Below are 21,307 nucleotides of genomic sequence, written 5' to 3'. Positions count from 1 at the left end.
ATCGCGCACCCCAGACTCGATGCGTCGGGAATTCGGCTGCAAGGCGCCGCAGCACCGGCGCGGAGCACGCCGCGTGCAGGGCTGTCAGGCGGCGGGTGGCGCGGCGCGCGGCGCGCGATACGGCGGCGTGGCCATGATCATCTCGATCAGCGAATGGGCCAGCTCGCGCTCGGCCAGCACGGCGGCATCCGCGCCGCGCTCCAGCAGATAGCGCACTTCGGCCTGTCCGTGCGCGCGCGCCAGCACGCTCACCTGCGGGTTGGCGGCCTTCAGGCGGGTGATGACCTCGCCGGCTTCCAGCGCCTGCGGCACTGCCAGGATGGCCAGATGCGCGGCATGGCCGCGCGCTTCCTGTAATACCGCCGGGTCGGCCGCATTGCCGCGAACGGTGGGGATGCCTAGCGCGCGCGCCTGCGCGACCCGCTCGCCGTCGGCCTCGATCAGCACCAGCGGAATGCCGCGGCGCTGCAGCTGGTGGACCAGCTCGCGGCCCACCCGGCCATAGCCGACCACGATCACATGTCCGGCAAGATCATCGGGGATGGCGACATTGGGCGCATGCAGCGAGGACGTCGCCTGCGCCGCAGGCAGGCGCCGCTGCCAGGCCTCCAGCAGTGTCACCAGCAGCGGGTTGATCAAGATCGAGAGCAGCGCCCCCGCCAGGATCAGGTCGTGCGCCAGCGCCGGCAGGATGCCGAGCCCGCGGCCGAGCCCGGCGAGAATGAACGAGAACTCGCCGATCTGTGCCAGGCTCACCCCGATGGTGAGCGCGGTCGCGTTCGGCAACCCGCGCAGGTGCACCATCGCGGCGCTGACAAGCCCGTTCCCAAGCACGATGGCGATCAGGGTGGCCAGCACCAGTAGCGGCTGTGCGAGCAGCACGCTGGGATCGAACAGCATGCCGACCGAGACGAAAAACAGCACCGCGAACGCATCGCGCATCGGGAGGGAGTCGGCGGCTGCCTTGTGGCTGAGCTCGGACTCGTTGAGCAGGATCCCGGCGAAGAATGCGCCCAGCGCGAAACTCACACCGAATAGGGTGGAGGCCGCATAGGCCACGCCGAGCGCGATGGCCAGGACCGCCAGCGTGAACAGCTCGCGCGAGCCCAGCCCGGCCACGTGCGCCAGCAAGGACGGCAGCACCCGACGTCCCACGACCAGCATGAATCCGATGAAAGCGGCGACCTTCGCCAGGGTCGTTGCGATCGCCGTGAACAAATGGGGCGGGGAGGATGCGGTGTCTTGCCCGGCCAGTGCAGGCAGCAGCACCAGCGCCAGCACCATCGCAAGATCCTGCATCACCAGCCAGCCAACCGCGATCTGGCCGCGCGGGGTGTCCAGCAGGCGGCGTTCCTCGAGGCTGCGCAGTACGACGACGGTGCTCGATACCGCCAGCGCCAACCCGAATACGACGGCGCCGGGCAGCGGCCAGCCGATGGCATACCCCAGCAGAGTGCCGAGCAGGCCGGCCACGCAGATCTGAACCAGTGCGCCTGGGATGGCGACGCCGCGCACGCTGAGCAAATCGCGCGGCGAGAAATGCAGGCCTACCCCGAACATCAGCAGGATCACGCCGATTTCGGCCAGCTGCGGTGCCAGCGTCTGGTCGGCCACGAAGCCGGGCGTGAACGGCCCCACCAGCACCCCGGCCAGCAGGTAGCCGACCAGCGGCGACAGCCGCAGCCGCCGCGCCAGCAGGCCCAGCGCGAGGGCGAGCACGAAGCCTGAGCAAAGCAGGGTGAGCAGGGATGTCGTGTGCGGCATGCAGCGTCCGTGGCGATGTCCGTGCAGATCATCGCATGCGCGCAGTGGCCGCGAAAAACAGCGACGCCCCGGCGGGCGGGGCGTCGCGTGGCCGGCCTGCGACCGGCGTCCTGCGCATCAACGGGTCAACGGGTTCTTTCAGCTCACCATTTGTAGGACACGCGGCCGTAGTAATAGGCGCCGTTGAAGCCGAACGGGCTTTGGGTCGGCCAGATCAGCTGGCCGGAGTTGGTGTTGGGCGGAATGACTTTGTCCGGATAGGTGTCGAACACGTTGTCCGCACCCAGGGTGAACTCCCAGCCGCCGCTGCGGTAGCTGGCGCTGAGGTCGGTCAGCCACTTCGCGCCGAAGGTCTGGTCGCGCGTCGGATCGCTGTTGCGGATGGTGAACTTGCCGTAGCGGCTGAGGTTGGCGCCGAGCTTCCACGCGCCGAGGTTCCACTGCGCGCCGAGCACGAACTTGTCGCGCGGCGCGCCGACTTCGAACCGGGCCAGCTCGACCCGCCCGAAGCGCAGCGCGGTGGGATCGATCGCGGTCAGCGCGGGCGGGTTCGGTGCCACCCGGTCCACCGTGGTCTTGTTGTAGTTGTAGCTCAGCGTCCAGTCCACGCTGCTGGCGGCCAGCTTCCAGGTGTAGGTGCCGACCAGGTCGATGCCGGTGGTGGTGGTGTCCAGCGCGTTGGTGAAGTAGCGGCCGCCGGCCACCGCCGGGAAGCCGTGGGTATTGAGGTAGTTGCGCACCGCGGTGCTGGTCAGGTTCTCCGACAGGCTGATGCGGTCGGTGACCTTGATCCGGTAGGCATCCATGGTCAGATACAGCCCGTTGGCGGGCGTCAGCACCAGGCCCAGGCTGAGGTTGCGCGACTTCTCGGGCTTCAGCGGTTCGGCGCCGAGCGCGATGCCGGCCGGGTTGGTCACCCGGAACGTCACCAGGTCGTAGGGGATGCCGCCGATGAAGTTGGTGGAGGTGGTCTGGTAGTACTGCTGCTGCAGTGACGGCGCATGGAAGCCGGTGCTGGCGGTGGCGCGCAGCGAGACGGCATCGCTGAACACGTAGCGCATGCTCAGCTTGCCGGTGGTGGTGTTGCCGAAGTCGCTGTAGCGCTCGTGGCGGGCGGCCAGGCCGGCCGAGAGCTTGTCCGTCAGGTCGCCTTCCAGGCCCACGTAGAACGAGGAGCTGTGGCGGTCGAAGGTGCCGCTGTCGCTGGGACGGAAGCCGGGGAATACCTGGGCGCCGGACGGGGTCGGCTGGCCGCCCAACAGCACGCCGCCGTTGATGTAGGAGTTCGGCTCGCCGGGCGCGATCTCGAACTGCTCGCCGCGCCACTCGAGCCCGTACGACAGGGTGGCCGGATAGGCCAGCCCGAGGTTGACCGGGCGGCTGAGATCCAGGTTCAGCACATGCTGGGTGTATTTCAGCGTGCCGGCGTAGAACTCGGTGGGCGAGGTCGGGCCCAGGCTGCGGTTGAGCGAGTTCTTCACGTCGAAGCGCAAATCGTTGTAACCGTAGGTATAGCTGGCATCGAAATTGGTTTCCCCGATCGAGGAGCGCATGCCCATCACGAACTGATAGTCGTTGCTGGTGTTGAAGATCTTGGGCAGGAAGCCGTTGGGATAGATCGACGGGATGTTGCGGGAATCGCCGGCTGGCCGGAAAAACCCGTTGGAGAGCGTCTCGCGGTGGGTGTAAATGCCGTAGGAATAGAGCTTCAAGTAATCCGCCGCCGGCATCTCCCAGTTGTAGGTCAGCGAGCGGTTGTCCACTTCGGGATCACCCAGGCGCTGCACGGTCTGGCCGACCGGTGGTGAGGTCGGCGTCTGCGGGCCGGCATAGGGAGTGGCGCGATTGGTTTGATTCTGATGTCCGAACTGCGCGGCCAGATGGATCTTGCCGGCAGTGCCCAGGCCGAAGCCGGCATCCGTCATGACCTGGTACTTGCCGCCGTCGCCTTCTTTGTATTCGCCATAAGTGGCCGTGGCGCTGCCGCCGCTGGCGGAACCCTTGAGCACGATGTTGACCACGCCGGCGATCGCGTCCGAGCCGTACTGGGCCGAGGCGCCGTCGCGCAGCACCTCCACCCGCTCGATCGCGGCGATCGGGATGCTGTTGAGGTCGGCGGGCGAGGAGCTGCGGCCCTGGCTGCCGTTGACGTTCACCAGCGCGCCGAGGTGGTAGCGCTTGCCGTTCACCAGCACCAGCACGTGGTCCGGGGCCAGCCCGCGCAGCTGGGCTGGGCGCATCGCATCGGTGCCGTCGTTGATCGCCGCGCGCGGGAAGTTCAGCGAGGGCAGCGCGCGCGAGAGCGCGGTGGCCAGCTCGGTGGTGCCGGTGGACTGCAGGACTTCCGGCGTGATGATGTCGATCGGCGACTGCGATTCCGCCACCGTGCGGTCGGTGACGCGGGTGCCGGTGACGATCAGGGTGTCCAGGGTACGCGCGTCTTTCTTCTGGCCGGAGGACTGTTCGGCCTGTTGCGCCAGCGCCGGGGCGGCGGCCAGCAGGGATGACAGGGCCAGGGCAAGCGGGGTGAGGCGGGGCATGGCGACCTCCGGATTGATGAGTGGGATTGCCGTTGTTTAACACCCGTTCACCGCGCTCGCAAACGCGCGCGCGGCATGCCGTTATGCGGTATCGTGAGCAGCTTTGCGGGCCACGGCAGGTGATGCCCATACCTGCCGCCGGCGCGCTGGACCCACCGCCCCATGATCGCCTTTCGCAATTTCGCCCTGCGCCGCGGCGAACGCCTGCTGCTGTCCAACGTCGATCTGGCTCTGCATGCCGGCTGGCGCGTGGGCGTGGTCGGCCGCAACGGTGCCGGCAAATCCTCACTGTTTGCTGCGCTGATGGGCGACGTCGAGCCCGACGCGGGCGATCTCGACCTGCCCGGCAAGCTGCGCATCGCCAGCGTGGCGCAAGAGACCCCGGCGTTGCCAGATTCGGCGCTCGATTTCGTGCTGTCCGGCGATGCCGCCGTGCATGCCGCCCTCGCGATGGAAGCCGCTGCCTTGGCAGCAGAGGATTGGGAAGCGGTGGCCGAGGCGCACCGACGCCTGGAAGAAATGCATGGCTACGACGGCCGCGCGCGCGCAGGCCGCCTGCTGCATGGCCTGGGCTTCCCCGCCGAAACTCACGAGAAGCCGGTTGCGGAGTTCTCGGGCGGCTGGCGGGTGCGCCTGAACCTGGCGCACGCGCTGATGACGCCGAGCGACCTGCTACTGCTCGACGAGCCTACCAACCACCTCGACCTCGATGCCGTGGTCTGGCTGGAAGAATGGCTGAAGCGCTTTGATGGCACGCTGCTGGTGATCAGCCACGACCGCGAGTTCCTCGACAACGTCGCCACCCACATCCTGCACCTGCACGACGGCACTGCGAAGCTGTACACCGGCAACTACACCGATTTCGAGCGCCAGCGCGCCGAGCACCTGCGCCAGCAGCAGATCGCGCATGAGAAAGAGCAGGCCGAGCGCGCCCATCTGCAGCGCTTCATCGATCGTTTCAAGGCCAAGGCCAGCAAGGCGCGGCAGGCGCAGTCGCGGATCAAGCGGCTGGCCAAGTTGGCCGCGACGGAAGCGGTACGGAGCGAGCGCGCGCTGCGAATCGAGTTCCCGGCGCCCGCGAAACGACCGGACGCGCTGCTGTCGCTGCGCGAGGCGGACTGCGGCTACGGACCCCAGGCCAGGGTCCTGTCGCGGGTCACGTTCGCGCTCCAGGCCGGGGATCGCATCGGCCTGCTCGGCCCCAACGGCGCCGGCAAGTCCACCCTGGTCAAGACCCTGGTCGGCGAGCTGGCGCCGTTGCAGGGTGAGCGCAGAGCGCATCCGGATCTGCGCGTCGGCTACTTCGCCCAGCACACGGTGGAGTCGCTGCGGGCCGGAACGTCGCCGCTGGACCATCTGCGCGCGCTCGCGCCGGACGCATCCAACCAGGAGCTGCGCGATTTCCTCGGCAAGTGGAACTTTCCCGGCGAGCGCGCGTTCGAGGACATCGAAACCTTCAGCGGAGGCGAGAGGGCGCGGCTTGCGCTCGCGCTGATCGCCTGGCGCCGTCCCAACGTGTTGCTGCTGGACGAACCCACCAACCATCTCGACCTCGACATGCGTGAGGCGCTGGCCGAGGCGCTGGCGGAGTTCGAGGGCGCGATCGTGATGGTGAGTCACGACCGCCATCTGATTGGTCTGGTATGCGACAGTTTCTGGCGCGTGGCAGGCGGCAAGCTGGGGCCGTTCGATGGCGATCTCGATGATTATGCCGCCTGGCTGCGCGCGCGGCCCGAGGGCGGAGCCCCCGAGGCGACGCCAGCAAGAAGCGCGCGGGGGGATGTCGCGCCTGCGCTGCCTGCGCAGGCCAAGCCGAAGATCAACACGTTCAAACTGCAGAAGGCCGAGGATCGGGTTGCCAGGTTGGAGCGCGCGCTGGCCGAGTGCGAAGCGCAGCTGGCCGATCCGGCCGTGTATGCCGATCCTGGTCGGCTGGCCGAGCTGGGGCGCACCCAACTGCAGCTGCGCGCGGAGCTGGACGCGGCGGAAACCGAGCTGTTGGCCCTGTACGAGGGAGCCTGAGCGGAGGCGAAGCCACATCTCGGGAAGGCCTGAACAATGCCATCCTGGCATTGTCAGACCACGCCGAGTCCGGTACCGGCCCCGGACCCGGCTCACATGCATCCATCGCGCGCGTGATCGATGCGTGGCCGGCCCTGCATGGCCGGCGGGAGCCTCTGAGTCGATCAGGGGTTCCCTGGGGTCGCAGTGATAGCATCGATTGGGGTTTGCGCCGCCGTGGCGGCCTGCCCTGCTCGGTCAGAGAATCCACGATCTCGGCGCCCCGGATGTTTCTGCGGACCGGCGAGCATCACGGTTTTCGATGCCAGTCCTGCCCGGGTGGGCGGTGCCGAGGCCGTCGATGTGGACGCTGGAACCCCAGGCACCTGGCTCGGTAAGAAGGGGTGACTTGAAATCATGGCCGGCGGCCACACTATGCCATCCGGTTCGTAGCGTCAGAAGTCTCAACTCAGCGCCATGCCGATCTATGCGTTCATCTGCGATGCCTGCGGGCACGCGTTCGACCGTCTGCAGAAACTCTCCGATGCCGATCCCAGCGCCTGCCCGGACTGCGGGGTGGAGGGGCGCGTCCACCGCCAGGTGACGGCCCCGCAGTTCCGGCTGGCTGGCAGCGGCTGGTACGAGACCGATTTCAAAAAAGAAGGCGACAAGAAGCGCAATCTGGCGGGGGATGCCGGCAAGCCGGCAGACAAGCCGGCGGAGTCCAAGGCCGAATCCAACAAGCCGGCGTCGCAGCCGGCGGCGGCGGCTGCGACGTGACCGGCGGCGCCTCGCGTGCAGCGCCGCCTGCGCGCGGGATGCGGCGTACGCCCGGCGGCATCCGCTAGAATGGCAGGATGCGCGCGGGCTACCGCGCCTGCGCGCCTTTTCGTGTTTCCGGAGCCTGCATGCGTACCCATTTTTGTGGGCTGATCGACGAGGCGTTGATCGGCCAGAGCGTGACCCTGTGCGGCTGGGCGGATGTCGCCCGCAACATGGGGCAGATCGTGTTCATCGACCTGCGCGACCATGAAGGCATCGTGCAGGTGGTGGCGGAGCCTGCCCAGCGCGAGGGCAATGCCGAGATGCTGGCGATTGCGGCCGCGGTGGGCTATGAAGACTGCCTGCGCGTCACCGGCACCGTGCGCCGCCGCCAGTCAGTGAACGACAGGCTCAAGACCGGCCGGGTGGAAGTGGTGGCCGAGCGCATCGAGGTACTGAACAAAGCCGCGCCGCTGCCCTTCCATCACCATGAGAATCCAGGCGAGGACATTCGCCTGAAGTATCGCTATCTGGATTTGCGCCATCCGGAGATGCAGCGCAAGCTGCGCATCCGCACCAGGCTGGTGTCGGCGCTGCGCCGGTATCTGGATGCCCGTGGCTTTCAGGACATCGAAACGCCAATCCTGACCAAAGCCACGCCCGAGGGCGCGCGCGACTTTCTGGTGCCGGCGCGCATGCACCCGGGCGAGTTCTATGCGCTGCCGCAGAGCCCGCAGTTGTTCAAGCAGATCCTGATGATCGCGGGCTTCGACCGCTACTACCAGATCGCCCGCTGCTTCCGCGACGAGGCGCTGCGCGCCGATCGCCAGTTGGAGTTCACCCAGCTCGACATGGAGTTTGCATGGGTGACCGAGCGCGACGTGCAGGATCTCACCGAGGACATGATCCGCAGCGTGTTCCGCGAAGTGGCGGGTGTGGAGCTGCAGGCGCCGTTCCCGCGCATGACCTACGCCGAGGCGATGCGCCGCTATGGCTCCGACAAGCCGGATCTGCGCATTCCGCTCGAACTGGTGGACGTGGCAGATTGGGTCAAGGACTGCGGATTTGCGGTGTTCACGGGCGCTGCCAATGATCCCGACGGACGCGTGGCGGCGCTGCGCATCCCCGGAGGGGCGCGCCTGTCGCGCAAGCAGATCGATGAGTATGCCGCACATGCCGCCAAGTTCGGCGCCAAGGGCCTGGCCTACGCCAAGATCGATGAAGTCGGCGCCGTCACCTCGCCGGTCGCCAAGTTCTTCGCCGAGGATGCGTTCGCCGCGCTACTCCAGCACGTCGGCGCCGGCAACGGCGACATCGTGTTCTTCGGTGCCGGCGCCTACGCCAAAGTGTCCGACTTCATGGGCGCCCTGCGTCTGAAAGCGGGCAAGGATTTCGATCTGATCGAGGACGGCTGGAGGCCGCTGTGGGTCACCGATTTCCCGATGTTCGAATGGGACGAGGAAGAAGGTCGCTACGTGGCGCTGCATCACCCGTTCACCGCGCCGGCGGTGGATTCCATCGAGGCGCTGCGTGCCAATCCGAAGACTGCGGTATCGCGCGGCTACGACATGGTGCTCAACGGCAATGAGATCGGCGGAGGTTCGATCCGCATCCACCATCCGCAGATGCAGGCGGCGGTATTCGACTTACTGGGCATCGGTCCCGAGGAGCAGCGTGCCAAGTTCGGCTTTTTGCTGGAAGCGCTCCAATACGGCGCGCCGCCGCATGGAGGCATCGCCTTCGGCATCGACCGCATCGCTGCCCTGATGGCTGGCACCGACTCGATCCGCGACGTCATCGCCTTCCCCAAGACCACCAGCGCGCAGTGCCTGATGACCGGCGCCCCGTCGCCGATCCCGGAGGCGCAGCTCGCCGAAGTCCATGTGCAGGTGCTCAAGCACACGTGAGCCTCATCGTCCGCCGCGCCACCCCTGACGATGCCGCCCGCCTCGCCGAGCTCGGCGCGGCCACCTTCACCGAGGCGTTCGGGCATCTTTATGTGCCCGAGGATCTGCAGGCGTTTCTGCAGGAGAGCCACAGCGTGGACGCCTATGCCAAGGCGCTGGCCGATTCACGCTACGCGCTATGGCTGGCCGAGGCCGACGGCCGCGCCATCGGCTACGCCCAGGCCGGCCCATGCGGCCTGCCCCATGCCGACGTGCGTCCGGAGGACGGCGAGCTGAAGCGGCTGTATGTCCGCGCCGGTGCCCAGAATGCCGGCATCGGGCGCGCGCTGATGGACGCGGCGATGGCCTGGCTGCTGCGCGATGGCCCGCGCACATTGTGGGTGAGCGTGTGGTCGGAGAACTACGGCGCGCAGCGCTTCTATGCCCGCTACGGCTTTTCCTTCGCCGGAGAGTACGCTTTCATCGTCGGGCGCCAGCGCGACCGCGAGTTCATCTACCGCCGCCCCGCCGCGCCGGCAGCCGTATAATCCGCCGCCTCGCTCAACCTTCCGGATGTCGCCATGGGACGTGGACCTTCCATCGAAGCCCGTAAGAACGCGCAGGACGCCATGCGCGGCAAGATCTTCACCAAGATCATCCGCGAGATTTCGGTCGCGGCACGCATGGGGGGAGGTGATCCGTCTGGCAACCCGCGTCTGCGTGCGGCGATCGACAAGGGCCTGGACGTCAACATGTCCAAGGAGGTGATCGAGCGCGCGATCAAGAAAGCCACCGGCGAGCTCGAAGGGGTCACCTACGAAGAAGTTCGCTACGAAGGCTATGGCGCGGGCGGCGTGGCGGTGATCGTGGATTGCCTGACCGACAACCGCGTGCGTACGGTTGCCGATGTCCGGCACGCCTTCAGCAAGTTCGGCGGCAATCTTGGCACCGAAGGCTCGGTGGCCTTCATGTTCAAGAAACTGGGCGTGCTCAGCTATGCCCCCGGCGCAGACGAGGAGCGGATCACCGAGGCCGCGATCGAGGCTGGCGCGGACGATGTGGTGGTGTATCCCGAGGATGGTGCGATCGACGTGCTGACTTCGCCGGAGACATTCGCGCAGGTCAAGGCGGCGATGGAGGCCGCAGGACTGCCTCCAGGCTTTGCCGAGGTCACCATGCGCGCGGACAACGACACCCATGTCGAGGGTGAGACCGCCGAGCAGGTGCAAAAGCTGCTGCGCTGGCTGCAGGACATGGACGACGTGCAGAACGTGTACACCAACGCGGCCGGGCTGGGCTGAGTCGGGCGCCGGCCGCCGGTGTCGATCGCCATGGCGCTATCTTCGCCCGTTTGCGCGCCGCACCCGGTATCCCCGGTGCGGATTCTCGGGGTCGATCCCGGCTCCCAGCGCACCGGCGTTGGCATCGTGGACGTGACCTCGGACGGCAGGGTGATGCATGTCCACCACCAGCCGCTGGTGCTGCTGGATGCCGAGTCGTTTCCGCTGCGCCTGCGCAAGCTGCTGGAGGGGCTGTGGGCGCTGATCGAGCAGTATGCGCCCGATGAAGTGGCGGTGGAGCAGGTGTTCTTGTCCAACAACGCCATGAGCGCGCTCAAGCTGGGGCAGGCGCGTGGCGCCGCGGTGGCTGCCTGCGTGGCGCGCGATCTGCCGGTGAGCGAATATGCGGCCAAGGAAATCAAGCTGGCGCTGGTTGGCAGTGGAAGCGCGGACAAGCGGCAGGTGCAGCACATGGTGGGCGTGATGCTGGGCCTGTCCGGCAGGCTGCAGGCCGATGCCGCCGACGCGCTGGCGGTCGCGATCACCCACGCCCATGTACGCGCCAGCGCCAACCGGCTCGGTGTGGCGGAGCGCTTGGCGTGGGGACGCAAGGGCAGGGGACGGCGATGATCGGACGGCTCAAGGGCATCTTGATCCATAAGGCCCCTCCCTGGCTCGTCCTCGACGTGCACGGCGTCGGCTACGAGCTGGAGGCGCCGATGAGTACCTTCTACGACCTGCCCGAGGTCGGGCGCGAGGTGTTCCTGTTCACCCACTACGCGCAGAAAGATGACGGCGTGGCGCTCTATGGCTTCCTGCGCGAAGCCGAGCGGCGCCTGTTCCGTGATCTGCAGAAAGTCTCCGGGGTGGGCGCGAAAATCGCGCTGGCGGTGCTGTCTGGTACGAGCGTCGATCAGTTCGCGCGGCTGGTGCAGGCCGGTGACATCGCCGCGCTCACGCGCATTCCCGGTATCGGCAAGAAAACCGCCGAGCGCATGGTGGTGGAGCTGCGCGATCGCGCGGCCGACCTGGCCGGGGGGGCGGTCGCCGCCAGCGCCGCGATGCCCGGCGATCCGCTGGGCGAAGCCATCACCGCGCTGCAGGCGCTGGGCTACAAGCCGGCCGAGGCCGAGCGCATGGCGAAGAAGGCCGCCGGCGAGGGCGATACGGCCGAAACCATCATCCGGAAAGCGCTACAGTCCGCGCTGCGTTGAACCGGGGGCGCCGCACGCGCCCGGACAGGGGATTCCATGGCCACTCATCCAGCTTCCTCCACCGCGCAACCCGCCACCGGCGGGCATGGCGACAGCAGCAAGGCCAGCCTGTTCGGGCTGGTGGTCGGCGCCATCGGGGTGGTGTTCGGTGACATCGGCACCAGTCCGCTGTACACGCTGAAAGAGGCGTTCTCGCCGCACTTCGGGCTGACCGCCAACCACGACACCGTGCTCGGCATCCTGTCGATGGTGTTCTGGGCGCTGATGGTCACCGTCACCGCCAAGTACGTGACCATCATCATGCGCGCCGACAACGACGGCGAGGGCGGCATCATGGCGCTGATGGCGCTGGCGCAGCGGACGCTCAGCAAGGGGTCGCGCGCGGCCTATTACGTGGGCATCCTCGGCATCTTCGGCGCCTCGCTGTTCTTCGGCGATGGCGTGATCACTCCGGCGATCTCGGTGCTATCGGCGATCGAGGGTCTGGAGGTGGTCGCGCCCAACTTGCACCAGTGGATCGTACCGTTGACCGTATTGGTCCTGGTTGCGCTATTTGCCACTCAGCGCTATGGCACTGCCAAGGTCGGCAAGGTGTTCGGGCCGATCATGCTGGTCTGGTTCACCGCGCTGGCAGCCATCGGCGTGCTCAACCTGTTCCATGCGCCCGAGGTGCTGAAGGCGTTCAACCCCTGGTGGGCGGTCAGGTTCTTCATGGAGCACCACTTCCACGGGATCTTCATCCTCGGCGCGGTGGTGCTGGCGGTAACCGGCGGCGAGGCGCTGTATGCCGACATGGGCCACTTCGGCGCGCGGCCGATCCGTCTGGCTTGGTATTACTTCGTGCTGCCGGCGCTGATGCTGAACTACCTCGGCCAGGGCGCGCTGGTGCTGCAGGATGCGAGCGCGATCCGGAATCCGTTTTACGTCGGCGTGCCGGACTGGGCGCGCTGGCCGATGATCATGCTGGCCACCGCCGCCACCGTGATTGCCTCGCAGGCGGTGATCACCGGCGCGTTCTCGGTGGCGCGCCAGGCCATGCAGCTGGGCTACATCCCGCGCATGCGCATCAAGCACACTTCCAGCGATACCATCGGCCAGATCTATGTGCCCGGGATCAACTGGACGCTCATGGTGCTGGTAGTGGCGTTGGTGTTGGCGTTCCGCACCTCCACCGCGCTCGCTACCGCCTACGGCATCTCGGTGTCCCTGACCATGTTGATCGACACCCTGCTGCTGGCGCTCGTGGCTTACGCCCTGTGGCCACGCTGGCGGCGCTTTGTGCTCCCGCTATGCCTGGTGTTCGCGGCGGTGGAATGCGCGTTCGTGATCGCCAACGGCGCCAAGATCCCGGACGGCGGCTGGTTCCCGCTGGCGCTCGGAATCATTCTGTTCACGATGCTGCGGACGTGGCGCCGCGGGCGCGAGCTGCTCAGCGCCGAAGTCCGCAAAGAGGGCATCCAGCTCGATACCTTCCTGCCCGGGCTGATGCTGGCGCCGCCGGTGCGGGTGCCCGGCACCGCGGTGTTCCTGACCGCCAGCCCGGACATGGTGCCGCACGCGTTGCTGCACAACCTCAAGCACAACAAGGTGTTGCACCAGCGCAACGTGCTGCTGACGGTGGAAACGCTCAACGTGCCGTATGTGCCGAGGGACAAGCGGTTGAAGATCGAGTCGATCGGCGGCGAAGATTTCTACCGGGTGATCGTGCGCTATGGCTTCATGGAAACCCCGGATGTGCCGCTGGCGCTGATGCAGTCCTGCGACCAGTGCGATCTGGTGTTCAATCCGATGGACACCACCTATTTCGTCAGCCGCGAAAGCATCGTGCCGACCCGCCACCGCGGCATGCCGATCTGGCGCGACAAGCTGTTTGCGTTCATGCACCGCAATGCCGCGCCGGCCAGCAACTTCTTCCGCATCCCCGGCAACCGGCTGGTGGAGCTGGGCGCGCAGGTCGAAATCTGAAAGAGGCCGGGTGGTAAAGGTGGCGGCTCCTATACCATAGGCGCATGAGCCAGGATCGCCTCGTCGCCCCCGTCGCCCGCCGTGAAGAAGACGCGCAGGACGCCAGCATCCGTCCGAAGCGCCTGCACGAATATCTCGGCCAGGCGCCGGTGCGCGAGCAGCTGCAGATCTACATCGAGGCGGCCAAGCGGCGCGGCGAGGCGCTCGACCATGTGCTGATCTTCGGCCCGCCGGGCCTGGGCAAGACCACGCTGTCGCACGTCATCGCCAACGAGCTGGGCGTGAACCTGCGGGTCACCTCCGGGCCGGTGATCGAGAAGGCCGGCGACCTGGCGGCGCTGCTGACCAACCTGCAGCCGTTCGATGTGCTGTTCGTGGATGAGATCCACCGCCTGTCGCCGGTGGTCGAGGAGATCCTCTATCCGGCGATGGAGGACTGCCAGATCGACATCATGATCGGCGAAGGTCCGGCGGCGCGCTCGATCAAGCTCGACCTGCCGCCGTTCACCCTGATCGGTGCGACCACCCGCGCTGGCCTGCTGACCGCGCCGCTGCGCGATCGCTTCGGGATCGTGCACCGGCTGGAGTTCTACGCGCCGGACGAACTGGCGCAGATCGTGCGCCGCGCCGCGCAGATCCTGGGCATTGCCTGCGACGCGGCAGGCGCGGCCGAGATCGCGCGCCGCTCGCGCGGCACCCCGCGCATCGCCAATCGCCTGCTGCGGCGGGTGCGCGATTTCGCCCAGGTCAGGGGTGACGGCGTGATCGATGCCGCCATGGCGCGCGCGGCGATGGATATGCTGAAAGTGGATCCGGAAGGCTTCGACGAGCTCGATCGCCGCCTGCTGGGTACGATCATCGACGCGTTCGACGGCGGCCCGGTCGGCGTGGAATCGCTGGCGGCGGCGCTGAGCGAGGAGCGCGGCACGCTGGAGGACGTGGTCGAGCCCTACCTGATCCAGCAGGGCTTTCTGGTGCGCACCGCGCGCGGTCGCATGGCCACGCCCAAGGCTTACCGCCACTTCGGCTTTCAGCCGAAGGCGGGCACGCCGGAGCTGTTCGGGCGTGACGATGGCTGAGCCGTTCGTCTGGCCGGTGCGGGTTTACTGGGAAGACACCGACGCCGGTGGTGTGGTCTATCACGCCCAGTACCTGGCCTTCATGGAGCGTGCCCGCAGCGAATGGATGCGGCGCGCCGGATTGGATCAGGACACGCTGCGTCGCGCGCACGATCTGCTGTTCGTGGTGCGCGCGATGGCGGTCGATTTCCGCGCCCCGGCGCGCCTGGACGATCAGCTTTCGGTCAGCGTGGCCCTGCTGGAATGCCGCGGCGCCAGCTTCGTGCTGGCGCAGCGGATCGAGCGCGCGGACACGCTGCTGGTCACGGCGGAGGTGAAGATCGCCGCCCTGCGCGCTGCGGATTTCCGGCCTCGCCGCATCCCCACCTCGCTGCTGTCGCACCTGCTGCCGTTCTCGGAGACGCCTTGATGCCTGCTGCCCTGCTGCAATCCCTGCCGCAAGCCCTGCCCGATACCGCCCCCGCCACCCCGGTCGATCTGGCGGCCAGTGGCGTGCCCACAGCCGCCGCCGCGCCGGCGGATCACGGCCTGAACGTTCTGCAGCTGGTGCTGCACGCCAGCCTGCCGGTGCAGCTGGTGATGGCGCTTCTGCTGCTGGCCTCGCTGGCCTCGTGGGTCATCATCCTGCGCAAGAAGCGGGTGCTGGACCGCGCCGAGCGCGAGGCCGATCAGTTCGAGGAGACCTTCTGGTCCGGGGTCGAGCTGGCCAAGCTGTACGCCGCGGCCAGTGATCGCCATCGTGCGGTCGAGGGCATGGAGGCGATCTTCGAAGCCGGTATGCGTGAGTTCAACCGCGCCCGCCAGCGCCGCGGCGGCGACCCGCGAGCGCCGCTGGAGAGCGCCCAGCGCGGCATGCGCGCGGCCACCTCGCGCGAGTTGGACGGGCTGGAGCGCAACCTCGAGTTCCTTGCCAACGTCGGCTCGATCAGCCCCTACGTGGGCCTGTTCGGCACGGTGTGGGGGATCATGATCTCGTTCCAGGGGCTGGCGTCGATGAAGGAGGCGACCATCGCCACCGTCGCGCCGGGCATCTCGGAGGCGCTGGTGGCCACCGCGATGGGCCTGTTCGCGGCGATTCCGGCGGTGTGGGCGTACAACCGCTTCGCCACCCGCGTGGAGCGCATGGCGGTGCGCTACGACACTTTCGGCGAAGAGTTCGCCTCGGTCCTGCAGCGCCAGACCCAGGAGGGCTGAGCCCATGGCGTCGCTCCATGCCCGCCGCAGCCGCAAGCGCCGCCTGAAGGCCGAGATCAACGTCGTCCCCTATATCGACGTGATGCTGGTGCTGCTGATCATCTTCATGGTCACCGCGCCGCTGCTGAACGTAGGCGTGGACGTGAACCTGCCGCAGGCCAATGCCAAGACGCTGGAGCAGAAGCGCAGGCAGCCGGTGGTGGTGCAGGTGCGCAAGGACGGCCAGCTGGCGCTGACCTACGAGGGGCTGGACCGGCCGCAGGCGGTGGATGCCGCGCAGCTGGTCGCCAAGGTGCGTGCGTTCGTGATCGCAGATCCGCAGGTGCCGGTGTACGTGGCCGGCGATCGCGAGGTCAGCTATCAGCGGGTGTACGAAGTGCTCTCGCTGCTGCAGCAGCAGGCTGGGGTGCCGCGTGCTGGCCTGATGGGCGACCCCAGGAAATGACGGGCCGCGCGTGAAGCAGACCCGCGCCGATACTGCGATCGCGATCGTGCAGGCCGTGCTGTTGCACGCGCTGTTGCTGGCGCTGCTGCTGGCTGGCCTGCGTTGGTCGCAGCGCAACCTCGCGCTGGCCGCGCAGGGGGATCCGATCGAGGCCGACCTGGTCGCAGTCTCCGACCTCAGCGCGCCGCTGCAGCGCGCCCTGCGCCGTGCGCCGACTGAGGCACCGCCGCCCGCGCCGCTGCCGAAACCGCTGCCCGAAGACACCCCCGCGGTCCCGCCACCGACGCAGAAGGCGCTGCCGCCGCCGGTGCCGGAGCCGTCGCCGGTGGAGCAGGAAAAGGTCCAGCGCGACGCACCCTCGCCGGAGGTGGCCAAGGTCCCACGCGAGCAGGAGGAAAAGCGCCGCCAGCCCGACCAGGCCGAGCTGGAATCGAAGAAGCAGGCGGAGGCAGAGCGCCAGAAGCTGCGCCAGATCGAGGAACTGCGGCGGCTGCGCGAGCAGGTCGCGCGTGAGCGCGCCCAGGCCGAGATGCGCGCCCGGCAGCTGGCGGATGCGCGCGCCGCCGCGGCCAGTCCGGCGCCACCCCCGCCGGGGAACCGCGGCGCCGATCCCGGCCTGCAGGCGCGCTATGCCGCCGCGCTGCAGCAGGCGATCGCGCGCCAGTGGACCCGGCCGGAATCGGTGCCACTAGGGCAGCGCTGCCGCCTGACCATCCACCAGATTCCGGGCGGGGAGGTCACCAGCGTGGACATCTCCCCCGGCTGCCCCTATGACGCGCTCGGCCGACGCTCGGTGGAGGCGGCGGTGCTGAAGGCCTCGCCGCTGCCGTATGCCGGCTTCGAGAGTGTGTTCAGCCGCATCCTGGAGCTCAACTTCGTGGCAGAGGATCGCTGATCGGGCGAGGCGCACGCCGCGCTCGCCTGCCCTCCGTGACGCCGCCTTCACGGTCTGCCTGCGTTCATCCTGCTGCTATCGTTATCCGACACTCTGTTCATCTTCGCGGACTCCTCGCCTTGCCCATGCCTGCATCCCGACGCCGTTCACCCGTCCGCCTTGCCCTGCTGCTGTGTGCGCTGGCGCTGTCGCCGCTGGTGGCTTTCGGCCAGTCCAAGGGGTTGGAGATCGACATCGTCGGCGGCAATGCGGCTGCGCTGCCGATCGCGGTGGTGCCGTTCGGCGGCGACTGCGGGCAGACCGATGTCGCCGGGGTGGTGCGCGCCGATCTGGCCCGCTCCGGTCAGTTCCGCAGCCCGGACCCGGCCAGCCTGCCGGAGCGCCCCACCCAAGGCAGTGAGGTGGCCTATCCGACCTGGCGCATGGCCAAGCAGGATTTCCTGCTGGTCGGACGCTGCATCCCCAATGGCGACGGCTACCGCACCGAGTTCGAACTGTTCGACGTGGCCAAGCAGCAGCGCCTGCTGGGTCTGGCCCTGATCGCTCCGGCCAGCGCCATGCGCGACGTCTCGCACCAGATCAGCGATGCGGTGTACGAGAAGATCCTCGGCGTGCCGGGCGCGTTCTGGACCCGCATCGCCTACGTCACCGCCAGTGGGCTTGGCCGCAACACTCGCTACGCGCTGATGGTGGCCGATGCCGACGGCTACAACCCGCGCGCGGTGGTCACCTCCAGCGAGCCGCTGCTGTCGCCGGCATGGAGTCCGGATGGCCGTAAGCTGGCCTACGTCAGCTTCGAGGGCGGCAATTCCGGGATTTGGATCCAGGACGTGGCCACCGGCAGCCGTGAGCGGATCACCCGCTTTCGCGGCATCAACGGCGCCCCGCGGTTCTCTCCGGATGGCACCCGGCTGGCCATGAGTCTGTCCAAGGGCGGCAATCCCGACATCTACGTGATGGATCTCGGCAGCCGCCAGCTGATCCAGCTCACCCACGAATACGGCATCGATACCGAGCCGGTGTGGAGCCCGGACGGCAGCACCCTCTACTTCACCTCCGATCGCGGCGGCCGTCCGCAGATCTACCAGATGCCGGCCACCGGTGGCAGTGCCAGCCGGGTCACCTTCGAGGGCAGCTATAACGCCAGCCCGACGCTATCGCCGGATGGCAAGAAGCTGGCCACCGCGCAGGGTGCCGGCAACGTGTACCGGATCGCGCTGATGGATCGCAGTACCGGCAGTCCGCGCTGGAGCATGCTCTCGCCCGGTGCGCTGGATGAATCCCCCAGCTTTGCCCCGAACGGCGCGATGCTGGTGTACGCCGCGCGCGAAGGCAGTCGCGGGGTACTCTATACGGTCTCCGTCGATGGTCGGGTGCGCCAGCGCCTGGACCTTCCAGGGGATGATGTGCGTGAACCGGCTTGGTCCCCGCTGCGCAAGCGTTGATCCTGGTCGCCCGTCCGTGTTTCTGGCACTTTCGGCATTTTTGGTTCGATTCCACCCTACGAGGACATCACCATGGCTGTTTCGATTTCGCATGTCGCCCGCGTCCTGACCGTCGCCGCCCTGGCCTCCGCCGTGGCGGTGGGCTGCACCAAGAAGGTCAAGGAAACCCCGCCGGTGCAGACGTCGGTCACCCCCAGCGCCACCCCCGCCCCGGCGCCGGAGGCGCCGCGCTCTGGCGTGTACACCCCGGCCGATCTCGATACCGACGCCTGCCTGCGCCAGCGCGTGGTCTATTTCGATTTCGATCAGGATGCGCTCAAGCCGGAGTTCCAGTCCCTGATCGCCTGCCATGCCAAGTATCTGCGCGATCGGCCGTCCGCCCGCCTGCGCCTGGAAGGCAATGCTGACGAGCGCGGCAGCCGCGAGTACAACATGGGCCTGGGCGAGCGCCGTGGCAATGCGGTGTCCTCGGCGCTGCAGGCAAGCGGCGGCAGCGCGACCCAGCTGGCCGTCGTCAGCTATGGCGAAGAGCGTCCGGTCTGCGCCGAGCACAATGAAGAGTGCTGGGCGAAGAACCGCCGCGTCGAGCTGATCTACACCGACAAGTGATGCGTTCGCGCGTCGCCTTGCTGGCCGCGGCGGTGCTGCTTGCACCGCCTGCGGCATTCGCCCAGCGCGCTCCCAGCCTGGCCGATCGCGTGGCAGCGCTCGAGCAGCGCGCTGCCAGCGAGCAGAATGCGGTGGAACTGGTGAACCAGATCGGCCAGCTGCGCAGTGAGGTGCAGAATCTGCGCGGCCAGCTGGAAGAACTGCAGCACCAGCTCGAGCAGGCCCGGCAGAGCCAGCGCGCGCAGTATCTGGATCTGAGCGGGAGGCTGGACCGGCTGGAGACTGCTGCGCCGATGCCGGCCTCAGCCCCCATGACGGGGGCATCCGCTGCACCGGCGCCGGGCGCCGCACCGGCATCGGCAACAGCGCCAGCATCACGACCGGCGGCACCAGCTGCAGGGCGCGACGAGCAAAGCGCTTATGCCGATGCGTTGCAGGCGCTCAAGGCCGGCGACTATGTGGAGTCGGCGCGCCGCCTGCGTGAGTTCCTGGTGGCCTATCCAGATGCCGGATTGACTCCGAACGCGCTGTACTGGCTGGGCGAAAGCTATTACGTCACCCAGAACTACGCGCTCGCCGCGCAGCAGTTCCAGGCACTGCTGGACCGCTATCCCAGCCATGACAAGGCTCCTGGCGCGCTGCTCAAGCTGGGGCTGACGCAGTACGGGCTCAAACAGTACGGGCAGGCCGAGGCAACCTTGCGCCAGGTGATGCAACGCTATCCCGGCACCGATCTGGCCCGTACTGCCGAGGATCGCCTGCGTGCGATGGCGCTGGCCGGCAGCCGCTAGAATGTGCGCATGAATGCCGTCGCCGATGCGGCTGCCGCATCGGCGGCCGCCCAGCCCGAGCGCCTCAAGCTCACCGAAATCTTTCTCTCGCTGCAGGGCGAGGCCCGCGATGCGGGCTGGCCCACGGTGTTCGTGCGCCTGACCGGCTGCCCGCTGCGTTGCCAGTACTGCGACACCACCTACGCCTTTCACGGCGGGCAGTGGTGGGAGATCGACGCCATCCTGCAGGAGGTGGCCCGCTACGGCGTGCGCCATGTGTGTGTCACCGGCGGCGAACCGTTGGCGCAAAAGCGTGTCCTGGCGCTGCTGGAGAGACTGTGCGATGAAGGCTATCTGGTCTCGCTGGAAACCTCCGGCGCGCTCGATATTGCCGGCGTCGATCCGCGCGTCTCACGGGTGGTGGACGTGAAGACGCCCGATTCGGGCGAGGCACACCGCAACCTGTGGTCGAATCTCGCGCGGCTGACCGCGCGCGACCAGGTCAAGTTCGTGATCTGCTCGCGCGCCGATTACGACTGGGCCAAGGGCGTGCTGGCCGAACATCGCCTGCATGAGCGCTGCGACGTGCTGTTCTCGCCCAGTGCCGGGCAGCTGGCGCCGCGCGAGCTGGCTGACTGGATCGTGGCGGACCGCCTGCCGGTGCGCTTCCAGGTGCAGCTGCACAAGCTGTTGTGGAACGACGAGCCTGGGCGCTGAGGAGCGAACGAAGCGATGGACATCGACATGAATGCAACCGCCAAGCCCGCCGTCGTCCTGGTCTCCGGCGGCATGGATTCCGCCGTCGTGCTCGCCATCGCGCGCGCGGCCGGCTTTGCGCCGTACGCCTTGAGCGTGCGCTACGGCCAGCGCCATACCTCCGAACTGGACGCCGCCGCACGCGTCGCCCAGGCGTTGGGCGCGGTGGCGCACAAGACCGTGCACGTGGACCTGCGTGCGCTGGGCGGATCGGCGTTGACCGACGAGGCGATCGCGGTGCCCACCGATGCCGACGGCCACGTGATCGGCCAGGGCATCCCGTCCACCTATGTGCCGGCGCGCAACACCATCATGCTGGCGGTGGCACTGGGCTGGGCCGAAGTGCTTGGCGCGACCGATCTGTTCTGCGGTGTCAACGCGGTGGATTATTCCGGCTATCCCGACTGTCGTCCCGAGTTCATCGCCGGTTTCGAGGCCCTGGCCAACCTGGCCACCAAGGCCGGCGTGGAAGGCCGCCGCTTCCGCGTGCATGCGCCGCTGATGCGCATGTCGAAGGCCGACATCGTGCGCGAGGGCCTGCGCCTGGGCGTGGACTTCGCGCAGACCGTGAGCTGCTATCAGGCCGACGCCGCCGGCCGGGCCTGCGGCCATTGCGACGCCTGCCGCCTGCGCGCGCAGGGCTTTGCCGATGCCGGCGTGCCCGACCCGACGCGCTACGCAGACATCGGTTAGAATGCGCGC

20 protein-coding genes are annotated in these 21,307 nt (G+C 67.9%); 18 read left to right on the top strand and 2 right to left on the bottom strand.

Features of this window, described 5'->3' with window-relative positions; all coding sequences use genetic code 11:
- Positions 1-84 precede the first annotated feature (84 nt).
- Together ML342_RS09575 and ML342_RS09570 are read right to left on the bottom strand one after the other, a co-directional pair.
- The gene (locus ML342_RS09575; RefSeq protein WP_240126821.1) at positions 85-1,764 is read right to left on the bottom strand and encodes a monovalent cation:proton antiporter-2 (CPA2) family protein; all 1,680 of its coding nucleotides are present in this window, start codon (positions 1,762-1,764) and stop codon (positions 85-87) included.
- Between the two features lie 143 nt (positions 1,765-1,907).
- A complete protein-coding gene (locus ML342_RS09570) occupies positions 1,908-4,304 on the bottom strand; it encodes a TonB-dependent receptor plug domain-containing protein (protein WP_240126820.1) in 2,397 nt (798 codons plus the stop codon).
- A 162-nt stretch (positions 4,305-4,466) separates the two neighbouring features.
- Here ML342_RS09570 and ML342_RS09565 point away from each other — a divergent pair, with 162 nt between their 5' ends.
- From ML342_RS09565 to queC, 18 genes are all read left to right on the top strand, one after another.
- Entirely contained in the window at positions 4,467-6,326 is a 1,860-nt protein-coding gene (locus ML342_RS09565; RefSeq protein ID WP_240126819.1) for an ABC-F family ATP-binding cassette domain-containing protein, read from the top strand.
- Between the two features lie 456 nt (positions 6,327-6,782).
- Positions 6,783-7,085, top strand: coding sequence for an FmdB family zinc ribbon protein (locus ML342_RS09560; RefSeq protein ID WP_240126818.1), 303 nt, complete (start codon positions 6,783-6,785; stop codon positions 7,083-7,085).
- Positions 7,086-7,213: 128 nt separating this feature from the next.
- On the top strand, positions 7,214-8,974 hold the full coding sequence (gene aspS / locus ML342_RS09555; RefSeq protein ID WP_240126817.1) for an aspartate--tRNA ligase: 1,761 nt from the start codon (positions 7,214-7,216) through the stop codon (positions 8,972-8,974).
- Positions 8,971-9,501 carry a GNAT family N-acetyltransferase gene (locus ML342_RS09550; protein ID WP_240126816.1) on the top strand — a complete coding sequence of 177 codons (531 nt, stop codon included), beginning with the start codon at positions 8,971-8,973 and terminating at the stop codon, positions 9,499-9,501. The genes aspS and ML342_RS09550 overlap by 4 nt, the downstream gene beginning before the upstream one ends.
- Positions 9,502-9,534: 33 nt before the next feature.
- Positions 9,535-10,254, top strand: a complete 720-nt coding sequence (locus ML342_RS09545; RefSeq protein WP_240126815.1) for a YebC/PmpR family DNA-binding transcriptional regulator — start codon at positions 9,535-9,537, stop codon at positions 10,252-10,254.
- Between the two features lie 30 nt (positions 10,255-10,284).
- Positions 10,285-10,863, top strand: coding sequence for a crossover junction endodeoxyribonuclease RuvC (gene ruvC, locus ML342_RS09540; protein WP_240126814.1), 579 nt, complete (start codon positions 10,285-10,287; stop codon positions 10,861-10,863).
- Positions 10,860-11,447, top strand: coding sequence for a Holliday junction branch migration protein RuvA (gene ruvA, locus ML342_RS09535; protein ID WP_240126813.1), 588 nt, complete (start codon positions 10,860-10,862; stop codon positions 11,445-11,447). Before ruvC ends, ruvA begins: the two co-directional genes overlap by 4 nt.
- Before the next feature lie 36 nt (positions 11,448-11,483).
- Positions 11,484-13,412: a potassium transporter Kup gene (locus ML342_RS09530; protein WP_240126812.1), complete on the top strand. Its 1,929-nt coding sequence runs from the start codon at positions 11,484-11,486 to the stop codon at positions 13,410-13,412.
- Positions 13,413-13,456: 44 nt separating this feature from the next.
- Positions 13,457-14,491, top strand: a complete 1,035-nt coding sequence (gene ruvB / locus ML342_RS09525) for a Holliday junction branch migration DNA helicase RuvB (protein WP_240126811.1) — start codon at positions 13,457-13,459, stop codon at positions 14,489-14,491.
- On the top strand, positions 14,484-14,900 hold the full coding sequence (gene ybgC, locus ML342_RS09520) for a tol-pal system-associated acyl-CoA thioesterase (protein WP_240126810.1): 417 nt from the start codon (positions 14,484-14,486) through the stop codon (positions 14,898-14,900). The genes ruvB and ybgC overlap by 8 nt, the downstream gene beginning before the upstream one ends.
- A complete protein-coding gene (gene tolQ, locus ML342_RS09515) occupies positions 14,900-15,685 on the top strand; it encodes a protein TolQ (protein WP_240126809.1) in 786 nt (261 codons plus the stop codon). The genes ybgC and tolQ overlap by 1 nt, the downstream gene beginning before the upstream one ends.
- 4 nt (positions 15,686-15,689) lie before the next feature.
- Entirely contained in the window at positions 15,690-16,130 is a 441-nt protein-coding gene (gene tolR, locus ML342_RS09510; RefSeq protein ID WP_240126808.1) for a protein TolR, read from the top strand.
- Positions 16,131-16,140: 10 nt separating this feature from the next.
- Complete coding sequence (locus ML342_RS09505; RefSeq protein ID WP_240126807.1) at positions 16,141-17,025, top strand: cell envelope integrity TolA family protein; 885 nt, start codon at positions 16,141-16,143, stop codon at positions 17,023-17,025.
- A gap of 125 nt (positions 17,026-17,150) precedes the next feature.
- Complete coding sequence (gene tolB, locus ML342_RS09500) at positions 17,151-18,470, top strand: Tol-Pal system beta propeller repeat protein TolB (RefSeq protein ID WP_240126806.1); 1,320 nt, start codon at positions 17,151-17,153, stop codon at positions 18,468-18,470.
- Between the two features lie 84 nt (positions 18,471-18,554).
- Positions 18,555-19,079, top strand: a complete 525-nt coding sequence (pal, locus tag ML342_RS09495) for a peptidoglycan-associated lipoprotein Pal (protein ID WP_240126904.1) — start codon at positions 18,555-18,557, stop codon at positions 19,077-19,079.
- Entirely contained in the window at positions 19,079-19,870 is a 792-nt protein-coding gene (gene ybgF / locus ML342_RS09490) for a tol-pal system protein YbgF (protein WP_240126805.1), read from the top strand. Before pal ends, ybgF begins: the two co-directional genes overlap by 1 nt.
- Positions 19,871-19,879: 9 nt before the next feature.
- Entirely contained in the window at positions 19,880-20,566 is a 687-nt protein-coding gene (queE, locus tag ML342_RS09485) for a 7-carboxy-7-deazaguanine synthase QueE (protein WP_240126804.1), read from the top strand.
- A gap of 27 nt (positions 20,567-20,593) precedes the next feature.
- Complete coding sequence (gene queC, locus ML342_RS09480) at positions 20,594-21,298, top strand: 7-cyano-7-deazaguanine synthase QueC (RefSeq protein WP_240126903.1); 705 nt, start codon at positions 20,594-20,596, stop codon at positions 21,296-21,298.
- The last annotated feature ends 9 nt before the right edge of the window (positions 21,299-21,307 follow it).

It is taken from the genome of Thermomonas alba (genome assembly GCF_022419205.1).
In the GTDB taxonomy this organism is placed as follows: domain Bacteria; phylum Pseudomonadota; class Gammaproteobacteria; order Xanthomonadales; family Xanthomonadaceae; genus Thermomonas; species Thermomonas alba.
Note: the sequence above shows the minus strand (reverse complement) of the source record. Positions and strands in the feature narration are given on the sequence as shown.

Bases quoted from the DNA above. Each gene is read 5' to 3' on its own strand.
- ybgC (WP_240126810.1), top strand. From the start codon at position 14,484: ATGGCTGAGCCGTTCGTCTGGCCGGTGCGGGTTTACTGGGAAGACACC.
- ruvB (WP_240126811.1), top strand. From the start codon at position 13,457: ATGAGCCAGGATCGCCTCGTCGCCCCCGTCGCCCGCCGTGAAGAAGAC.
- ML342_RS09565 (WP_240126819.1), top strand. From the start codon at position 4,467: ATGATCGCCTTTCGCAATTTCGCCCTGCGCCGCGGCGAACGCCTGCTG.
- ML342_RS09545 (WP_240126815.1), top strand. From the start codon at position 9,535: ATGGGACGTGGACCTTCCATCGAAGCCCGTAAGAACGCGCAGGACGCC.
- ruvC (WP_240126814.1), top strand. From the start codon at position 10,285: ATGGCGCTATCTTCGCCCGTTTGCGCGCCGCACCCGGTATCCCCGGTG.
- aspS (WP_240126817.1), top strand. From the start codon at position 7,214: ATGCGTACCCATTTTTGTGGGCTGATCGACGAGGCGTTGATCGGCCAG.
- queE (WP_240126804.1), top strand. From the start codon at position 19,880: ATGAATGCCGTCGCCGATGCGGCTGCCGCATCGGCGGCCGCCCAGCCC.
- ML342_RS09530 (WP_240126812.1), top strand. From the start codon at position 11,484: ATGGCCACTCATCCAGCTTCCTCCACCGCGCAACCCGCCACCGGCGGG.
- ML342_RS09560 (WP_240126818.1), top strand. From the start codon at position 6,783: ATGCCGATCTATGCGTTCATCTGCGATGCCTGCGGGCACGCGTTCGAC.
- ML342_RS09575 (WP_240126821.1), bottom strand. From the start codon at position 1,764: ATGCCGCACACGACATCCCTGCTCACCCTGCTTTGCTCAGGCTTCGTG.
- tolQ (WP_240126809.1), top strand. From the start codon at position 14,900: ATGCCTGCTGCCCTGCTGCAATCCCTGCCGCAAGCCCTGCCCGATACC.
- ybgF (WP_240126805.1), top strand. From the start codon at position 19,079: ATGCGTTCGCGCGTCGCCTTGCTGGCCGCGGCGGTGCTGCTTGCACCG.
- queC (WP_240126903.1), top strand. From the start codon at position 20,594: ATGAATGCAACCGCCAAGCCCGCCGTCGTCCTGGTCTCCGGCGGCATG.
- ruvA (WP_240126813.1), top strand. From the start codon at position 10,860: ATGATCGGACGGCTCAAGGGCATCTTGATCCATAAGGCCCCTCCCTGG.
- ML342_RS09570 (WP_240126820.1), bottom strand. From the start codon at position 4,304: ATGCCCCGCCTCACCCCGCTTGCCCTGGCCCTGTCATCCCTGCTGGCC.
- tolR (WP_240126808.1), top strand. From the start codon at position 15,690: ATGGCGTCGCTCCATGCCCGCCGCAGCCGCAAGCGCCGCCTGAAGGCC.
- tolB (WP_240126806.1), top strand. From the start codon at position 17,151: ATGCCTGCATCCCGACGCCGTTCACCCGTCCGCCTTGCCCTGCTGCTG.